The 17,341-nt window shown below is 41.8% G+C and carries 10 protein-coding genes; 4 read left to right on the top strand and 6 right to left on the bottom strand.

Annotated features, from left to right (window positions below; all coding sequences use genetic code 11):
- Positions 1-105 precede the first annotated feature (105 nt).
- On the bottom strand, positions 106-4,482 hold the full coding sequence (locus tag U3A58_RS07920; protein ID WP_323822876.1) for a hypothetical protein: 4,377 nt from the start codon (positions 4,480-4,482) through the stop codon (positions 106-108).
- 1,068 nt (positions 4,483-5,550) lie between these two features.
- Positions 5,551-6,585, bottom strand: a complete 1,035-nt coding sequence (locus U3A58_RS07915; RefSeq protein WP_323822875.1) for an RluA family pseudouridine synthase — start codon at positions 6,583-6,585, stop codon at positions 5,551-5,553.
- Between the two features lie 58 nt (positions 6,586-6,643).
- Between U3A58_RS07915 and U3A58_RS07910 the strand changes: the two genes are divergently transcribed.
- Positions 6,644-7,567, top strand: coding sequence for a 1-aminocyclopropane-1-carboxylate deaminase/D-cysteine desulfhydrase (locus U3A58_RS07910; protein WP_323822874.1), 924 nt, complete (start codon positions 6,644-6,646; stop codon positions 7,565-7,567).
- On the opposite strand, the gene U3A58_RS07905 is transcribed toward U3A58_RS07910, so the two are convergent.
- The 3 genes from U3A58_RS07905 to U3A58_RS07895 all read right to left on the bottom strand — a co-directional run bounded on the left by U3A58_RS07905 (position 7,542) and on the right by U3A58_RS07895 (position 11,684).
- Positions 7,542-8,186 carry an AlbA family DNA-binding domain-containing protein gene (locus U3A58_RS07905; protein ID WP_323822873.1) on the bottom strand — a complete coding sequence of 215 codons (645 nt, stop codon included), beginning with the start codon at positions 8,184-8,186 and terminating at the stop codon, positions 7,542-7,544. The two genes, U3A58_RS07910 and U3A58_RS07905, sit on opposite strands and share 26 nt — an antisense overlap.
- Before the next feature lie 201 nt (positions 8,187-8,387).
- Positions 8,388-10,430 carry an excinuclease ABC subunit UvrB gene (gene uvrB, locus U3A58_RS07900; protein ID WP_323822872.1) on the bottom strand — a complete coding sequence of 681 codons (2,043 nt, stop codon included), beginning with the start codon at positions 10,428-10,430 and terminating at the stop codon, positions 8,388-8,390.
- 63 nt (positions 10,431-10,493) lie between these two features.
- The gene (locus U3A58_RS07895) at positions 10,494-11,684 is read right to left on the bottom strand and encodes an Lnb N-terminal periplasmic domain-containing protein (protein ID WP_323822871.1); all 1,191 of its coding nucleotides are present in this window, start codon (positions 11,682-11,684) and stop codon (positions 10,494-10,496) included.
- Between the two features lie 40 nt (positions 11,685-11,724).
- Here U3A58_RS07895 and U3A58_RS07890 point away from each other — a divergent pair, with 40 nt between their 5' ends.
- From U3A58_RS07890 to U3A58_RS07880, 3 genes are all read left to right on the top strand, one after another.
- Positions 11,725-14,016 (top strand): T9SS type A sorting domain-containing protein, encoded by a 2,292-nt coding sequence (locus tag U3A58_RS07890; RefSeq protein ID WP_323822870.1) that lies wholly within the window; start codon positions 11,725-11,727, stop codon positions 14,014-14,016.
- A gap of 84 nt (positions 14,017-14,100) precedes the next feature.
- Positions 14,101-15,414, top strand: coding sequence for a gluconate:H+ symporter (locus tag U3A58_RS07885; protein WP_323822869.1), 1,314 nt, complete (start codon positions 14,101-14,103; stop codon positions 15,412-15,414).
- Positions 15,415-15,438: 24 nt separating this feature from the next.
- A complete protein-coding gene (locus U3A58_RS07880) occupies positions 15,439-15,912 on the top strand; it encodes a RidA family protein (RefSeq protein ID WP_323822868.1) in 474 nt (157 codons plus the stop codon).
- Here the strand turns inward: U3A58_RS07880 and U3A58_RS07875 are convergent.
- On the bottom strand, positions 15,909-17,303 hold the full coding sequence (locus tag U3A58_RS07875) for an MltF family protein (protein ID WP_323822867.1): 1,395 nt from the start codon (positions 17,301-17,303) through the stop codon (positions 15,909-15,911). The two genes, U3A58_RS07880 and U3A58_RS07875, sit on opposite strands and share 4 nt — an antisense overlap.
- Between the last annotated feature and the right edge of the window lie 38 nt (positions 17,304-17,341).

Raw genomic sequence — 17,341 nt, 5'->3', positions numbered from 1 at the left:
ACAATATGCATTAGCAATTCTATTGCGGTCTTTACCTAAAAGAAATAAAGTTACTTAGGATTACTATTCGAATGCTAATTTCTGCTTTAAGCAAATTCGAAATCTTTATTCTTCTTCTTCCTCTTCCCCTCTCTTAGGAGCTTTCGGCTGTCCCAGTCCCAAACTCCCCTTCAGACCACTAAACGTGGCTCGCCACCAGCCCCCAAAAATGAATTTTGACTTATCCCGCTCGAAGTAAATTCTTGAAGTCACCCGATGATTAAAAAAATTTCGTGGGTTATTACTTTTGGTGAATAGATTAGCCAGAAAAGTCATTATTCCAAGCTTCCCTCTCCCTCTCTGTAAAGTCAAAGAATCCAAAAATTCGACTTTCAGATCCTTATACTGGAAGTTCATTTTACCTTTAGCTACATCATCATCCATTCTGAAATTCCATTTCCCATCCGTTACCCGTCCATCTACCACCTTCAGAAATACTCCTTTGGTCAACATGTTGTTCAGAAGTGTGAGGTCAAATTCTCCCAACTCCACGTCCACTTCCATAGGGTAGGGCGAGTCAAAACGCATGTCTGCCTTCAACCTAACTTCCCCATCTCCCATCAACTTTGAAGTAGCAGAAATTATAGAAGATTTTAAAGGAAAATCCTCCCCACTTTTTCTCATCACAAAGGGAGCAATAGAAGCATTTGCATTTTCAAATCGAATGGACCCAGGAAGCATAGCCCGAGGGATAAACTCCTGATATCGGATAAATCCATTCTGCACAATCACAGAATCAAGTTCTAAACTGAACGGCGCATTTTGCATCAATTCCTGAGGCATAGGCTTAATGATACCTTCTTTCAATGGAATTCTCTTGTCTCTGAAAACATCCAAATCAAAGCCCTCAAGTCTCAGCACATGCGCTTTTAGATTTTTATTGATGAAATACTCGTCAAAATCTATTTCTTCGAGCTGAATCTTTTTCACAAAAGCATCCAAGGCATTGTCCTGGTAACCTTTTTTGCGTAAAAATTCATAGCGCCCCAACGCTGGCTGATAATGTACACTATCCAGAACGATTGTATTATCCAGGTACCTTATTTTCCCGATACTTAGCTTGCTGAGACTATCCTTTGTATAGACTTGGTAGTTCGAAAGCGAGAGACTCAAGTCCTTTTCCAAGAGAAACTGGGGGCTTAAGTCTGTGTTTTTATTCATCAAATCAAAATTGAGGTCTGTTAATCCAAAATTGACATTATTAAATGCCATTCTAGGAATCTGTCCCGACTCTTTATTATGTAACACGATGTCTCCATTGTTGATCAATATATCCTGAAGTAAAACCGACTCAATCAAACCTCTATTTTTTGAGTCTAAGGAGTCTTTTGATTGCTTAAGTGTCCGTGATTTACTGGCTGTGTCGAGGTATAGATCGATTTTAGGGTTCATCAGTCTAAGCTGCGTAAGGTCGATCACACCCGTAGATTGAATAGCTCGAATGGTATTATTTCTCACGCCGAGCTCATCTATTTTAGCAGATAAAATGGGCATTCCCGGACTCCCTGTGAAATCACTAGGGACTATTTCAAAATTCGAAAATATTGTTTCATCAGCCGAGTTATCCACGTATAGATCAGAGAATTTGATCGTGTGGATACTGTCTGGCAAAGTGTATGAAAAATCCTTCAGCGTAAGCTTAATCTCATCAAACAAGCCGGCAATATCCTTACTTGCATTAGCAGCAGAGTCTAGGGTCAGGCCAGTTATCTCCAGGTCAAAATCAGTCTGTATCGATTCAAAATCATCTTCCCCTACTCTATAATTCAAACTCAGCTTTGAATTTGTGGCTTCTACTGCACCAATTGAAACCAACTCAATGGATTTGGGAAGCGTCTTAGCCACGCTTTGGCCAGGATTTTCTTCCTTCCCTTCCCTCTGATAATCTCTATTAATCTCCAGATTTATTGTACTTCCATCCACAGCAAGCTTATCGAGTTGCAGTTGATTCTCAAATAGAAAGGACTCAATATCAACCCCTTCAAAAGACACACTTGGCAGATTCAAGGACAGCGCAATTTTGCTCTTGATAGCAATACTTGGGCGTAGCGTTAGGTTGTCTATTTCTATAGTCTTGGAACGAGAATTAAACCGAAGACCATCTGTATCCACTTCGTAATTCCCCCCTGCTACACTGAAGTCATATTTCCTCAAAATCAAGTCAATTTCATCTGAAAAAAAAGTTCTCTCTGAGCTAGTATTGTGTCCTTTTTCAAGATAAAAGCCTTTCAAATTCAAAGACAGGCTATCTTCACTTAGAGAAATGTCCTTCTTACCCGCAAAATTTTTGTATTGAACTTGACCGTTGCTAAAACTTATGGAATCGATCTGGATCGAGGAAAAATAGGAAGTGAGCAGACTCTCTATTTCATCAGATGATTCCATTTGCGATGTAGTAGAATTGCTGCCACTTCTCTTCCTAAATCGAGTGAAATTGGCCACCGGAGATGGAACCAAGATCTGGTTGATTATTAACTTCTCATCCAGATATGCCGACATAAGATCTATCCCTTCTACACGAAACTCCGGAATGGAGATATCCAGAATAACAGATTTGCCATACGTATCAAGAATGACTTGGGTAGAATCTGGGTTTTCAGGTCTTAGTGTGAAATTATCTACCACTACCAGAGAATTCTTGGAATCAATCAACACCTTATCGGCCATAAACTCGTGGAGATTGTCTCGCAATTTGAGCCTATACTGATACAAGCTCAGCACCATTTCTTCTGCTAAAAAATAATTGCGCACATCTGACTCAGCATTTGGTTGGAGCAATACTTTCTCAAGTAACAAACTGAATCTTTCAAACCCAATGTCATCACTTCTTTCTCCCTTTTCATTCTTGAATTGAACTTCTCCCTCACGTAGATCCATCCTTCCAATCGCGATTTCATTGAGATAGCCTTCCAACAGTTCTCTTATTGGGACACTATTCAGGTTTTCTTTCCTTTTGGTAAGCTCGGTGATTTCTACCTTTGGAGATTGAATCAGCATCTCATCTATGTTGAATACACCTTCATTGTACAAAAGCTTCAAGTTAGCCTGAGACAGCACTAGCTTAGGTAGAGATATACGCATAATATAATTGGCCTGTCCTTCTGCCAACGCATCCTTTCTTGGCTCCAAGTGGACGTTTTCAATGACAATCTCATCCTTAAATGAAGATACACTTACTCTGTCGCCATAGATGACATGAACATTATCTGACAGATACAAGTCAGCATCTTCAATGTCCATAGCCGCATCTTCGCCATAAAAAAACTGGTCTTTTTTTCTGGCTTCATCCTCGCCCAAATAAAAATTGATCATCTTAAAATCAAGCTTTTTGATTTCAATCCGATTTTTGAGCGTGTCCGCCAGACTATATGTTGTGAACTTCCCATTATTCACCGAGAGTTCCTGTACCTCAAAGGACTTCAATATACCTGCTATCAATTCATTCAGATCTCCCGTAGCTGTACTATCTTCTTGACTGGAAATATTTTCCTCGACTTTGAACACAGGATCATTTAAAATGATCTCATCAATGATGACATTTGAAGTCATAAAAGCCTCATTCAGATCAACATTGCCTACGCGAAGTTCGCTCAAATAGACATCGTAATACGCTTTACTTTCAATGGATTTGTCCGAATGAAGCCGAAAACCATTGATATCGATCACATTAGCTAAAGAGCTTATATACACGTGTTCAGACTGAATGGAATGCACCCCATCAGGTAGTGGAAAGTCCACATTATCCAGTACAAATTCAAATCCTCTGGCATTGAATGGTGTAGTCCACTCATCCTCAGTAGCCCAGTTGATATCCTTCACAAGCAAGCTAGTATGCTCTGCTCTAAGGGAATTTTGACTGAGAAAATTCAAAAAGAATAAATCCGCGTGATCAATCTCCAATTCACTGATATAGACGCCCATGAAATTAATCTTATCCAGTATCTTTTTAAGCTCATCTTCAAGGGCCTTTACAGGCGAGCCTTTTTCCCGAATAGCTTGCTCAGCTTCATCACTTTCCCCAGCATTAGCTCTGGGAGGTAGGTTCATACTAATATTTGGATTGTCAAACTCAATTTTCCCCACATACAATACATCTTCAGAGAAGTCGTACCAAAGGTTCTTTAGGGCCAATTGATCCAACGTCAAATCGAATAAGGCTTGGTTTTGCCCAGGTTTACGTTCACCTATAGGCTTCATTACTATGCCATCCAAGAATAATCCCCGACGCAGCAAAGAAAACCGCACTCGATTAAAATCAATTACATAAACGTCTTTGGCTACTTCATTAATTTTTTGCCTGGCCCAGTTGGATAACAGCAGGTTAGATCCAAAATAGACTACAAATTCCAAAAAAAGTAGGGCAAGAAAAGTAAACATCACTCCTCTCAGCAACTTCTTCTTGAAAGGATGGTTGGAATGCTTATTTCTTTGCTCTTCTGCCATATAGCGCTGATTTTTCTCTAAAATAGACAATTAGGGCAAATAAAAATGAAAGAAGCAACACTGAAGTGCTGCTTCTTTTGCTGTAGGAGAAGGATTCGAACCTCCACGGGGTTGTTAGGCAATAGTCCGGTTGAATTACGCTTTCTACTTGATTCCCCACCCCCGAGACAGGAGGGCTTGTCTGCCAGTTTCAACATCCTACAATGATGAATTGTACGCTTCACTGGCCTTTTGCCAATTGTCCAGGTTTTTAGAAAACCATAGGGTAATAGGTCTGATTAGCAATATTCTAAATGCTGCTGAAAGTTTTACCCGACAACCATTTTTTATTTTGCTGACTCAAAATTAGAAATACCATTGGTTTATTAAAATTTTGACAACATTTAATTTATTTTTTTACAGTTACTATATTCATATCGTCATTAAATTTTAAAATCAATAAATTAACACCTGATTTACATGTCTTAATTAAGGATTTAATAAGGTAAGTTATCCCCTACTTCAGCCAAATCTTATTGGGTTGTTATCTTTTATTTCAAAATTATAAAAACAACCCTTTAAAATTGGGGCATAAAAAAAACCATGAAACAAAATTTCATGGTTTTAGTCAATTAACAATAAACCCAAAATAACCTGCTGTAGGAGAAGGATTCGAACCTCCACGGAGTAGTTAGGCAAATTTACGAGCTCGCTAAATGCTTTGTCCTATGACCTCCACCCCCGAGACAGGAGGGCTTGTCTGCCAATTTCAACATCCTACAGTGTAGTGTAATTTCAATGTATTTTGAGTGCTTACCGTTTGTTTGCTCTCTTTGTATGATTCAAATATAGCAGAAGGCTTTGTTTATTAAAAATAATTCAAAAATAAAACTGAATTTTTACAGTATTTTTAACGAAATCGTTTGAAAAATACAGTATCGTCAAAAAAAGTGTTAATATCGAGTTGATTATTGTCTATTTTTCAACGAATCAGTTCAATATTGCCAATACAGGTCATATAAGGCTATTTTATTGCCAAAATCACATTATTATTGGGAAATAATTAAGTAATCATCAATTACATCGCCCTTATTCAAAGTTCACGTAATTCTCCCATTTGTCTAAAACTGCTTGGAAATCTTCAGGAAGCGGTGCTTCGAAGTATAGTTTTTCCTTGGTCACAGGATGTAAAAAGCCCAAGGACTTCGCATGAAGTGCCTGCCTAGGCAAAAGATTGAATGCATTGTGGACAAAAGTCTTGTACTTAGAGAATTGAGTTCCCTTGCGGATTTTATCACCTCCATAGGTTGCATCATTGAAAAGCGGATGTCCCAGATGTTTCATATGAGCACGGATCTGATGTGTACGCCCGGTTTCCAGATTACACTGAATCAGCGATACGTAACGCAACCTATTCAGCACTTTCCAATGCGTCACTGCATGCTTACCCTGACTTCCATCCGGAAACACATCCATTATCTTTCTGTTCTTCGCACTTCTTCCCACATTCCCAGTGACAGTGCCGGCATCCTCATCCATCTCGCCCCATACAAGTGCCAAATAGGTCCGCTCTATACTATGATGAAAAAACTGTGATGCTAAATGTGTCATCGCATCCTCAGATTTTGCAATTACCAATAGTCCAGAAGTGTCCTTATCGATACGATGCACCAACCCTGGCCGGCCTTCGTTCCCTTTCATTTCTGGGAGATTCTGAAAGTAATATACCAAGGCATTCACCAGCGTACCTGTCCAGTTACCATGTGCAGGGTGCACGACCATTCCTGCGGCTTTATTCACCACCAAAAGATGCTGATCTTCAAAGACAATGTTTAGCGGAATATCCTCAGGAACTACCTCAGTATCACGCGGGGGCTTGCCCATCAGCACTCGAATATCATCCAGCGGCTTTACCTTGTAACTACCCTTGATCGATTCTCCATTTACTTGGATCGCACCTGCATCAATCGCTTGCTGAATCTTATTTCGGGTGGCAAAAGCTATCTTGTCTGTCAAAAACTTATCAATCCTTATTGGAGTCTGGCCTTTGTCGATTACAAACTTGTAATGCTCATATAGGTCTATTTCCTCCTCCTCAAATTCTTCGTCTGCTTGCATGCTCATGCTGCAAAAATAAGATTATCAGGCTTAACTTTGGCACCTCTGCAAAAAAGCACCTTAAATGCTCCTCCCAAATCCAGTTCCTCTACAGTGCCTTGCCAATTCTATTCTTGAGAAAAAAGGAATCAAACTGGCCATTAAGCGGCTGGATTTAGTCCATCCTTTAGTTTCTGGCAACAAGTTTTTCAAACTCAAATACAATCTGGAAAACGCTAGAAATGATGGGAAAAGTAAGATACTGACCTTTGGAGGGGCTTTTTCAAATCATATCTATGCTACAGCAGAAGCAGCGAAAGCTGAAAGTCTAGAGGCCATTGGCATCATACGGGGTGAAAAGACCGAACCTCTCAATGCCACTCTTTCACATGCCGCAAGACTCGGCATGCAGCTTCTTTTTATTGATAGAAATAGCTATAGAAATAAAAACGATCCTGAATTTCTAGTCAGTCTAGAAGGAATATTCGGCGAGTATTTCCTAATTCCAGAGGGAGGAACCAACGAACTGGCCATAAAAGGGACCAAAGAAATCCTAGATTTGGAGGACCAACCATTCTCCCACATCTGTAGTTCCATTGGTACAGGAGGAACTTATGCGGGAATGTATTCTTCACTTTCTGAGCACCAAAAGCTGCTGGGCTTTTCCTCACTTAAAGGCGAATTCATCCATAAAGAAATCTCCGATCTAATAGCCACATATCAACTTGGTAGTAAAGGATCGTACGAGATTTACACCAATTATCACTTTGGAGGTTACGCCAAATACAACCAAGAGTTAATTGAATTTATCTGGTGGTTTTACGAGAGTTTTGGTATAGTGTTAGACCCCATTTACACGGGGAAAATGGCCTTCGGAATCTGGGATTTGATCAAAAAAAACTATTTCTCTGAAGGCTCAAAAATTCTGATGATTCATTCTGGAGGGCTTCAGGGAAATACCGGATTTACTGAAATGACAGGAATTAAGCTCCCGAGTCTTTCAACGTAAAAAAGTCAGCAGTTTCCTGAGGATGGATTTGAAGCACATTAGCCAATACCAAACGTACCAATGTTTTGGATGCCAGAAACCTTGGCAGATTCGCCAACTTCGCAAATTCATTTAGTGTGATTTTATCGGATTCTCCAAGAGCCTTCATCAGGATTTCTTCCTTTCTCCCGTAGGTAAAGACTATGTCTTTTGGGTTTTTCCCTCTTCGCAAAATCTCCCAAACTTCCTTACTGGCCTGAACTGATCGATCTGCCACACGGATAAAAGCTTGCTTCTTTTCCTTTTCTTTAAGATAATGCGGACGCTGGGAACTTATCGGAACCTTAAAAATTGCTACTCCCTTCTTCTCATTAATCTTTACGGAAAACAACTCATATTCCAACCTCGGGAAAATAAGCTCCTTTATGGCTTTTTCCATTACAAAAACCTCCTCCTCTATATACCGCTGCCCGCTGACAGAGCCATCATCATCTACACCTATCAGCAAATCCCCACCAGAAGTGTTGGCAAATGCAATAAGCTCACGGACAATCTTCTCTGGAAAAGTCGCTTTCTTTTTAAATTCAATTCGCAGCCCCTCGCCTTTCGCAGCGAGAGACTTCACATCCTGCAGCGTCATTATTGTAAATTTTCAGTAGAAATGATATGAATGATTTATGATTGAAAAGCTTAATCCAAAGTTCGATTAGGCTCTCTAGCAATGATCGAAAGGAGAAGAAATAATTATATATACTGTCTACTTATATCTCCAGATTAGTTACATAACCCGAACAATGGCGCTCTTTGCGTATCCTTTGTGTCCTCGGCGGTTAAAGAACCACTATTTGCTTACACCTTTGATCAGCTGATCCAATCTGGATTTTTGAGATTGCCACTCATCGCGCAGTCGCGCAGCTTCCATGAAATTGAGTTCCTTAGCAGCTTTTTCCATCAACTTCTGAGTTTGCTGTATCAATTTCTCCAGCTTATCCTTACTTAAGTATTGTACCACTGGATCTGCAGCCATATTTTCCTCTCCTGGCATAGGCTCAGCATAGAACTTCGCATTTTTCTTCGAGTCTGCTACTTTGGTTTGCCCCATGATTTTATTATGCGATTTCACCACAGTCGTCGGCGTAATACCGTTCTCAGAATTGTATTCGATCTGTATCGCGCGTCTACGTTTGGTTTCATCCATTGCCATTTGCATGGAATTCGTGATTTTATCCGCATACATTATCACACGCCCTTCGGAATTTCGCGCAGCACGTCCAATCGTCTGTACCAAACTCCGTTCATTTCTCAGAAAACCCTCCTTGTCCGCATCGAGAATCGCCACCAGCGACACTTCAGGCAAATCCAAGCCTTCCCGCAATAAGTTAACTCCGACGAGCACATCGAAAATTCCCAAGCGTAATTCCCTCAGGATCTCCACACGATCCAGCGTTTTCACCTCAGAGTGAATGTAGCGCGATTTAACACCGGCTCTTTCCAGAAACTTCTGCAATTCCTCCGCCATCCGTTTGGTCAGCGTAGTTACTAGTGTTCTCGCTCCACTTTTTATAGTCTGGTCTATTTCCTCCAGCAAATCATCAATTTGATTCTGACTTGGTCTTACCTCTATCGTAGGATCCAAAAGCCCGGTTGGACGAATGATCTGCTCTACCACCACTCCTTCGGTCAAGGACAACTCATAATCAGCTGGCGTGGCGGAGACATAGATCGCCTGATTTGTCAGACCCTGAAACTCCTCAAATTTCAGCGGGCGATTGTCCAAAGCAGAAGGTAGTCTGAAACCAAAATCCACCAAATTGATTTTACGGGATCTATCCCCGCCCCACATCGCACGCACCTGAGGCAAGGTCACGTGACTTTCATCCACGACTAAAAGAAAATCGTCTGGAAAATAATCCATCAAGCAGAATGGTCTGGCACCAGGGGCTCTCCGATCAAAATACCTGGAATAATTCTCCACTCCAGAGCAATAGCCCAACTCACGCATCATTTCCAAATCAAACTCTGTCCGCTCCTGAAGTCGCTTTGCCTCCATAAATTTCCCTTCCCTTTCGAAGAAATTTACCTGATCCACCATGTCATACTGTATCTCATGAATGGCTGTTTGCAGCGTATCCTTACCTGTCACGAATAGGTTTGCCGGGAAAATAGAGATGATTTTCTCGTCATTAAGTTTTTTACCAGTGGCCGGATCAAATCTCTGAATCGCTTCAATTTCATCTCCCCAGAAGAAAATACGGTATCCCCAGTCGGCATAAGCCACAAAAATATCCACTGTATCGCCTTTCACCCGGAAAGTCCCATGCGTCAAATCATGCTGGGTTCGACTGTATAGGATATCCACCAGCTTGAAGAGCAACTGATTTCTCGGAATCCGGTCGCCTTCTTGTAGCTTGATGACGTTCTTCCCAAACTCATCCGGATTTCCTATGCCATAAATGCAGGACACAGATGCCACCACGATCACATCTCTACGCCCTGTAAGCAAAGCTGAGGAAGCGCTCAATCGAAGCTTCTCTATCTCCTCGTTGATCGAAAGATCTTTTTCTATATAAGTGCCCGAGGTAGGAATAAATGCCTCTGGCTGATAATAATCGTAGTAAGAAATAAAATACTCGACTGCATTGTCTGGAAAAAATTGCTTGAACTCACCATAAAGTTGTGCCGCTAGCGTCTTGTTATGACTTAGAACCAACGTTGGCTTTTGGGTCTGCTGAATTACGTTGGCTACGGTGAATGTTTTACCTGAACCGGTGACCCCGAGGAGAACCTGAGCCTGATCGCCGTTATTCACGCCTGCCGTCAGCTGTTCTATAGCCTTAGGCTGGTCTCCGGTAGGTTGATAATCTGAGGTAAGTTTAAATTCCATATACTTTGTCCGAAAACACCCAACACCAATCCCCTATATAATAGTTTAGAGGAAGAGAGAAAATTACTTTGCAATGCGTTTGAATTTGCCAAGATTATAATACAAATAGTTCGTTCTGAGGATCAGGACTAGAAGTAATGGGACAAGACTTGGATGAAATGACTGCCATCCCAAAATCCAAAAAACCACTGCCGCATCTGCCATGATCAAAGCAAATAGCAGGTATTTCAACACCCAAGGCTTAATAGTTTTCTTGAGTAAAGTGAAAGCCAGCACAAGATGACCGGGAAAAGCCCAGAGTATATTCCAGTTCCACTTGGTAGAAGGAATTAGCGAATATATCCACAGAATTGATATCACTAGTCCTATGATTCCCAGTATCCCAAAAAATGCTACATCAAAACCTATAAAGAGCTTTTTCCTCTTAAATCCTATAAATGTAATGCTGGTAAAAACGATCGCTACTACCCAGAAAATCCAATAAGGATTGATTGCTCCAAAAGAACCTACTGGCTTTTCAAAATCTAAAATAACTCTGTTCTGCCCTACCAGCGGACGGGTAGGTCCATCACCTTGGATCTCAGCTCTCGAAAAAGCTCCCTCCACATACTTAGGAAGAAATTGCTCCTCCAACGGGGTAGCGTCTCTATCCAATCTAGAACCCAGTGCCAAATCAATCCCTAAATCCGACCAAGACATGTAAAATACCATCTCGTCTATCAATTCACGAAAGCTTTTGTCCACCGCTTCCTGCTCCTCATCATGCCAGACTAATTGATCGCCAAGCACGGTATGGATCGCATCCCGTACCCGGGTAGCGCAGTTGTCAAAGAAGAAATCGTAACGATAAGCCCGATTCTCTGGTAGATAATTTGTCTCCAAAAACCGGACCAGGTCAATCTTTTGCTGCTCATTAAGATTCAGCACCTGCTCACGCACACTGCGATGGAAGTAATCATACTCTGCGATAAAGCGATCAAAAGTGGATACTGACAGGTAGTAATCCAATCTTCCTCCGGCAAAATTCAGAACGAAATTAGGCGCTCCAAAATCAAACGTGCCATAGTTGTAAACCACATCCCTGCCAGAAGCTAGATCCGATACCCGAATCCCACTGTGTCCAAATGAACTGTAAATCTCCTCTCCGGGATCACAGGTCAAAAGACTGATTTGGTATGATTGAGCCTTTACATCAGTTAAACCACTGACAATCAGTAAATAAATCAAACTAACCACTATTTTTTTCCAGTTCATTTCACTAAATTAATTGACGCTTTTTAGATTACTTTTTAAAATGAAAATACGGGGCAATTCTTTCGCACAAGAGGCTATTTTTCCATGTCGAATATACAGCATATTCTCGGCGGTGGTATTTTATTGTGTTTACTTAAACGCTTCCTTCTGTCAGGAAATAGGTTCATATCGCACAGTAGCTTCTGGAAATTTTGGCAATAGTGCGATTTGGGAAGTTTACGATGGACTGGGCTGGACTTCCGCCTCTACCAAGCCGACCTTAGCCAACGATATCTATATTGAGCAACCGCATTTATTGACTTTGACAGGAAATGAAGAAGCCAAGAGTGTTTTTTTAAATTCAGATGCCGGTGCTACTCAAAAGCTGAACTTAAACAATTATAATTTAAACATTTATGGCACTCTGCAGGCTTTCGATGGCGCAACTCCAGGAATACCGGCAGGCGCACATAATAGTTCTGATTGGATTGGCAGTTCACTTGGCAGCACTATCACTTTCAAAGGAATATCAAGAACAATAATTCTTGATGCTGCATGGTCTGGAAATGCCCAAAACAGTAATTATTCAGTGATTTTTGATCCGGGGCCAGGAATTGAATTATCAATAGAAGAACCATTTAAAGCACTTCGATTTACGATCAAATCCGGCGCAGTTGTCCAGAAACTTACAAATACAGGAATTTGTTCAAGTTTTTCATTTAATATCAACAACTCATACGGACTTGGGACTTTCGGGAATTTCATAATAGAGAATGGTGGAACTCTAGTCAGCAATTGTAACGGAAATATACTATTCAGGTCAACTTCAAGAAGCGCAAATCTCTTTGATCTCCAGGCTGGAGGAGAACTTATACTGGAAGGTACCAATCCAAGAATTGAAGCTGCCAATTTCCAGCTTGACGGAAAAGTGACTTTCAGAGCTGGTTCAACCCAAAAAACATTACTCTCATCGACTTTTGCTGATGCCGGAGCCATTTCTTCCTTTCATGAGCTGGAAGTCCAAGGAATTCGCAATGTTTTACTCCCGCCAAGTGTAACAATCACGGGAGGTATGACTCAAACCGGATCAGGGAAATTTCTGATGAACAATACCCACCTAAGCGTAGTAGGTACTGCAGATCAAGTGATCTCTGGCTTTGCTTTAGATCCACAAGATATGACAGTAAACAAAGCAGACGGTGAGGTCCTACTCACCCAGGGTCTTAGTGTGCTCAGAAATCTTAACATGCTGGATGGCATTCTAAATTTCCAAGATAACACCCTCACTATTAATAGCTCTAATGCGGGAGTTTTGAACTATCAAGGAGGATCGTGGGAAAATCTTTCTTCTTTTACATACGCCAACTCCCCTACCGCTTTCAATGCCGCCAATGGTACTTTCCCGTTTGGAGATCGCTATCAAGGCGGCATACGAAAAGTCCAGCTACTCGGTACAAATGCCGGCGGGAATCTCAGCATCAACTACATTGAGTACAAAGGAGCAGATTTCAATCCTAGCTTCAATGACTTAGATGGCACTCCTATTCTCTATCGGCTATTCAGCTACTTCAATTTCTCAGGGTTAAACTTTTCTTCTAATCCACTGGAAATGAGAATTTCAGCAGACAAGCTTATCGTGGACGATCCAGAAGATCTTCGGCTGGTTTGCACTGGATATGCTGCTCCTGGAAACCATATAGAAAGTACAGATGCGATCAACCTTTGGGCAATAAGAAGTCTGACTTTTGATGACCTGACTGGTAAGAATTTTACCGTGGGCAGCTTCCGAACACTAAGTATCCTTCCTGTCACGTGGCTTACTCTTTCTGCCTATAGCAAAGATAATGTCAAGCAAATCAGCTGGTCTGTTGCATCTGAAAATGAGAATGAAAAGTTCGAGATCTATCGTTCAGAGAATCCCTCCAAGGAATGGAATAAAATTGGACACGTCCTGAGTAAAGGCAATTCTGACTCCCCGGTATTCTATGCTTATAGTGACGAAAGCTTATCAAATTCCACATCAACCTACTACCAAATCAGACTTGTAGATCTTTCAGGACAATGGTCTTGGAGTAATATTGTTAGATTAGAAAGCAAGCACCTTGTTTCAAATGATCAAATCTCAATTTCTCCAAACCCTCATTTCTCTGGTAAAATCAGTATATCTCTTCCTAAAAGTTTCAATCTAGAAAATTCACAAATAAGCATTTACACTGTGCAGGGCAACTTGATGACATCCATCAATACCACCTCGGAACTCACCGACAAATTAGAAATGCTGCCCCCGGGACTCTATATAATCCATTTTTCAAACCCTGAGATGGCCATCCAAAGCCGATGGATTAAGCGCTAACATTCATTTTCAAGGAATTATCTTCGCTGAAACTCATTTTACCTCATTTTTTTTATCTTAGCCAGCTAAACCCAACCTATTCCCATGACCATTCTTCTTGTACTGCTCAGTATTGCAATCCTTGTCCTTCTGATCGTGTGGGCTAAGCTCAACCCTTTTTTAGCCTTTTTGATTGCCTCCATTTGCGCAGGATTTCTATTGGGACTTCCTGCAGATCAGATCGCCGGATCGGTACAGCGTGGCATGGGGGTATTGCTGGGGGACCTAGTCATTGTGATAGTCATGGGTGCGATGCTAGGCAAGCTGGTGGCAGAAAGTGGCGCCGCGCAAAAAATCGCAGGTGTATTGATGAAGACATTTGGCGAGAAACATATCACCTGGGCCATGTCATTTACTGGCTTGATCGTAGGCATTCCGCTTTTCTATAATGTTGGCTTTGTACTCTTAGTGCCTTTGGCATTTACCGTAGCTTATCAATACAAAATCTCCGCAGTTTATGTAGGTATCCCGCTTTTGGCAGCGCTATCGGTTACGCACGGCTTTCTTCCTCCGCACCCATCTCCTGCGGCTTTGGTGGCACAATTTGATGCCAACATGGGCTTGACACTTTTGTATGGCTTTATGATCGCTATCCCTACTATTGCTCTTGCTGGGCCGATATTTGCGAAGACTTTGAAAAATATGAAAGCCAGTCCCCTCAAGACTTTTCAGGCTGAAATTAAACCAGAATCGGAACTACCAAGTGCTGGAAATAGCTTTTTCACCGCTTTACTTCCTGTTTTTCTATTGGTAGGGACTACCGGATTGAACCTCAATATTCCTGCGCAAAGTGGCTTAGCTCCTATCGTTGCATTTGTGGCAGATCCTGGGATTGTCATGTTGATTTCTGTGCTGATTGCTACCTATACCTTAGGCCTGAAGAGAAAATTCAGCATGAAACAGATCATGGAAATCTATACCATAGCTACCAAAGATATTGCGATGATTCTATTAATAGTAGCTGGGGCAGGAGCTTTGAAGCAGATATTTACAGATACTGGCGTTAGTCTGGTGATCGCAGAAGGACTACAGACCTGGGATATTCATCCACTGATACTTGCCTGGATCATTACCGCTATTATTCGTGTCTGCGTAGGATCTGCGACAGTAGCAGGCTTGACTACTGCTGGAATCATAGCCCCACTAGTGACCACCATGAACGTAGATCCCAACCTCCTTGTCTTATCTATTGGAGCAGGAAGCCTGATGTTTTCCCATTTCAATGATGCAGGGTTCTGGATGTACAAGGAATTTTTCAATGTAAGTATCAAAGACACCATCAAATCCTGGTCACTGATGGAAACAATTGTAGCAGTAGCGGGCTTGGCAGGAGTCCTGCTCCTTGACCTTTTTGTCTAGTTTTAATTTTCAAAAAACTCTCAAATGGAAACGCCCGAAAGCAACTTCACTAAACTTGGTCTAAATCTTCCTCCGGCACCAAAACCGCTTGGGGTGTATAAACCATGCCTGATAGACGGCAAGTACCTTTACCTATCTGGCCATGGCACTGTCCAAGACGATGGTAGCCTAATCATAGGGAAAATAGGGCAAGACCTAGATATAGAAGAAGGTAAGTTAGCTGCCAGACAAGTAGGGCTGGCGATGCTTTCTACCATCAGGGCTAATCTTGGCTCTATCAATCGGGTAAAGCGCGTGATCAAGGTGCTGGGAATGGTGAACTGCGTCGCTACTTTCGAGCGTCACCCCTATGTCATTAACGGATGCAGCGAGTTATTCGCGCAGGTATGGGGAGAGGAAAATGGGATTGGTGTCAGATCTGCTGTGGGAATGGGAACACTCCCGGACAATATTCCAGTGGAAGTAGAGGCAATTTTTGAGCTACACGAGGGAGCTTAGGGCTGTACGAGCGCCTTGTAGGATTCGAATACGCTCATGACATCTTTGACGTAGTTAACTGCCAGATGTCCTTTTGCGAAGCCACTCTTTACAATAGGATCCCGGTAATAATCGGGATCACTTTTAAGCACTAAAAATCTCGATACTGTGGACCAGGCCTGGGTGTTTTGCCCATATTTCAAAGTCAATCTCCAGGCATCTTCCACATGTCCATGACCGATATTGTAAGAAGCAAGGACGAATTTCAAGCGCTCAGAGGTATCCGGTACTCTTTCCATCCAAAATTTATCCAGATATCTCAAGTATCGAACTCCTCCCATGAGTGACTCTGAAGGATCATTGGGATTCTCTACGCCAAAGCGTTCCAAAGTTACTGGCATCAGTTGTAGCAGGCCTCTGGCGCCGGCGTAGGAAGTTGCTACAGTATCGAACCGGGATTCTTTGTAAACCAACGAAGCCAACAAACGCCAATCCCAGCCCAACTGCTCTGCACCATTTTTAATAATCTCATCGTAGGCAGAGATCTTATTACCAGCCAAAGATGAAAAAGGACTATTACTTCTGAAATAACTATTCTTTGAATTCAGGAAGTATTTAGCATATAAATCTGGAATAAATCGGTCTTGCTTGTCCTCAAGCCACTCATTCAGTGCGCTTAGAAGTTTAGGGGAATTGTCCCGAACGACCCAAGAGACCTCAGCATCCCGCTGGACCTTCCAAGAAATATCCAATCCTTCGTAGTAGGTAGCATTGGCTTGGGCAATATTCTGGTCGGCTATAGTCCATTTGATTTCACCTTCCACTACTTTATCAATTAGGGTTTCTTCATGATCTGGAGTAGCAATGATAGTATAATTCAATTGAAGTGAATCCTTCAAATTGCATAATTGAGCTTTGTAAACTGCTCCTTCCCGAACATAAATGGTGTCTGAGGCAAGGCGATCCCACGAGGTAATTTTGCCCGAAGATTCATTACCGACTAGCACTGTGTTCATTTTCCCCAATGGAAGTGAAAAGGAAGTCTGCTCAGACCTTTCCGGATTCTTTTCCAGGTTCATGGCAATCAAATCCACTTTGCCTTCATGCAGGTAATCAAAGGCTCTGTCTATATCCGAAACCATGACTAAATGCAGTTGTACATTCAACCGCTTGGCTAGGTCGCGAAGTAACTCATACTCATAGCCCATTCTACGCCCACGATAGATATAGTAACCTGTCGAGTTATTATCTACAGCGGCACGGATAAAGCCACGATTTTGGATCCCCTGAAGATCGAGCACATAGGCTTCCTGCGTGGTACCAGAGCCAAAATTCTTCTCAATAAAGGTGCATTGCACGCCAAAGAGAAGGATAACCAAAAGGGAGACAAAAGGGAATAATACTTTTTTCATTAACAAGAGCCAAAAAGCTCTGGATGTTACACGAATGG

Origin of the sequence: Algoriphagus persicinus, assembly GCF_035156415.1 — a bacterium.
Taxonomy (GTDB): domain Bacteria; phylum Bacteroidota; class Bacteroidia; order Cytophagales; family Cyclobacteriaceae; genus Algoriphagus; species Algoriphagus persicinus.
The sequence above is the reverse complement of the archived record's forward strand: the minus strand, read 5'-3'. Positions and strand labels throughout refer to the sequence as shown.

What these genes read in the sequence shown, in the direction of transcription:
- U3A58_RS07920 (WP_323822876.1), bottom strand. Translation starts at nt 4,482, where the DNA reads ATGGCAGAAGAGCAAAGAAATAAGCATTCCAACCATCCTTTCAAGAAG.
- U3A58_RS07915 (WP_323822875.1), bottom strand. Translation starts at nt 6,585, where the DNA reads ATGAGCATGCAAGCAGACGAAGAATTTGAGGAGGAGGAAATAGACCTA.
- U3A58_RS07910 (WP_323822874.1), top strand. Translation starts at nt 6,644, where the DNA reads ATGCTCCTCCCAAATCCAGTTCCTCTACAGTGCCTTGCCAATTCTATT.
- U3A58_RS07905 (WP_323822873.1), bottom strand. Translation starts at nt 8,186, where the DNA reads ATGACGCTGCAGGATGTGAAGTCTCTCGCTGCGAAAGGCGAGGGGCTG.
- uvrB (WP_323822872.1), bottom strand. Translation starts at nt 10,430, where the DNA reads ATGGAATTTAAACTTACCTCAGATTATCAACCTACCGGAGACCAGCCT.
- U3A58_RS07895 (WP_323822871.1), bottom strand. Translation starts at nt 11,684, where the DNA reads ATGAACTGGAAAAAAATAGTGGTTAGTTTGATTTATTTACTGATTGTC.
- U3A58_RS07890 (WP_323822870.1), top strand. Translation starts at nt 11,725, where the DNA reads ATGAAAATACGGGGCAATTCTTTCGCACAAGAGGCTATTTTTCCATGT.
- U3A58_RS07885 (WP_323822869.1), top strand. Translation starts at nt 14,101, where the DNA reads ATGACCATTCTTCTTGTACTGCTCAGTATTGCAATCCTTGTCCTTCTG.
- U3A58_RS07880 (WP_323822868.1), top strand. Translation starts at nt 15,439, where the DNA reads ATGGAAACGCCCGAAAGCAACTTCACTAAACTTGGTCTAAATCTTCCT.
- U3A58_RS07875 (WP_323822867.1), bottom strand. Translation starts at nt 17,303, where the DNA reads ATGAAAAAAGTATTATTCCCTTTTGTCTCCCTTTTGGTTATCCTTCTC.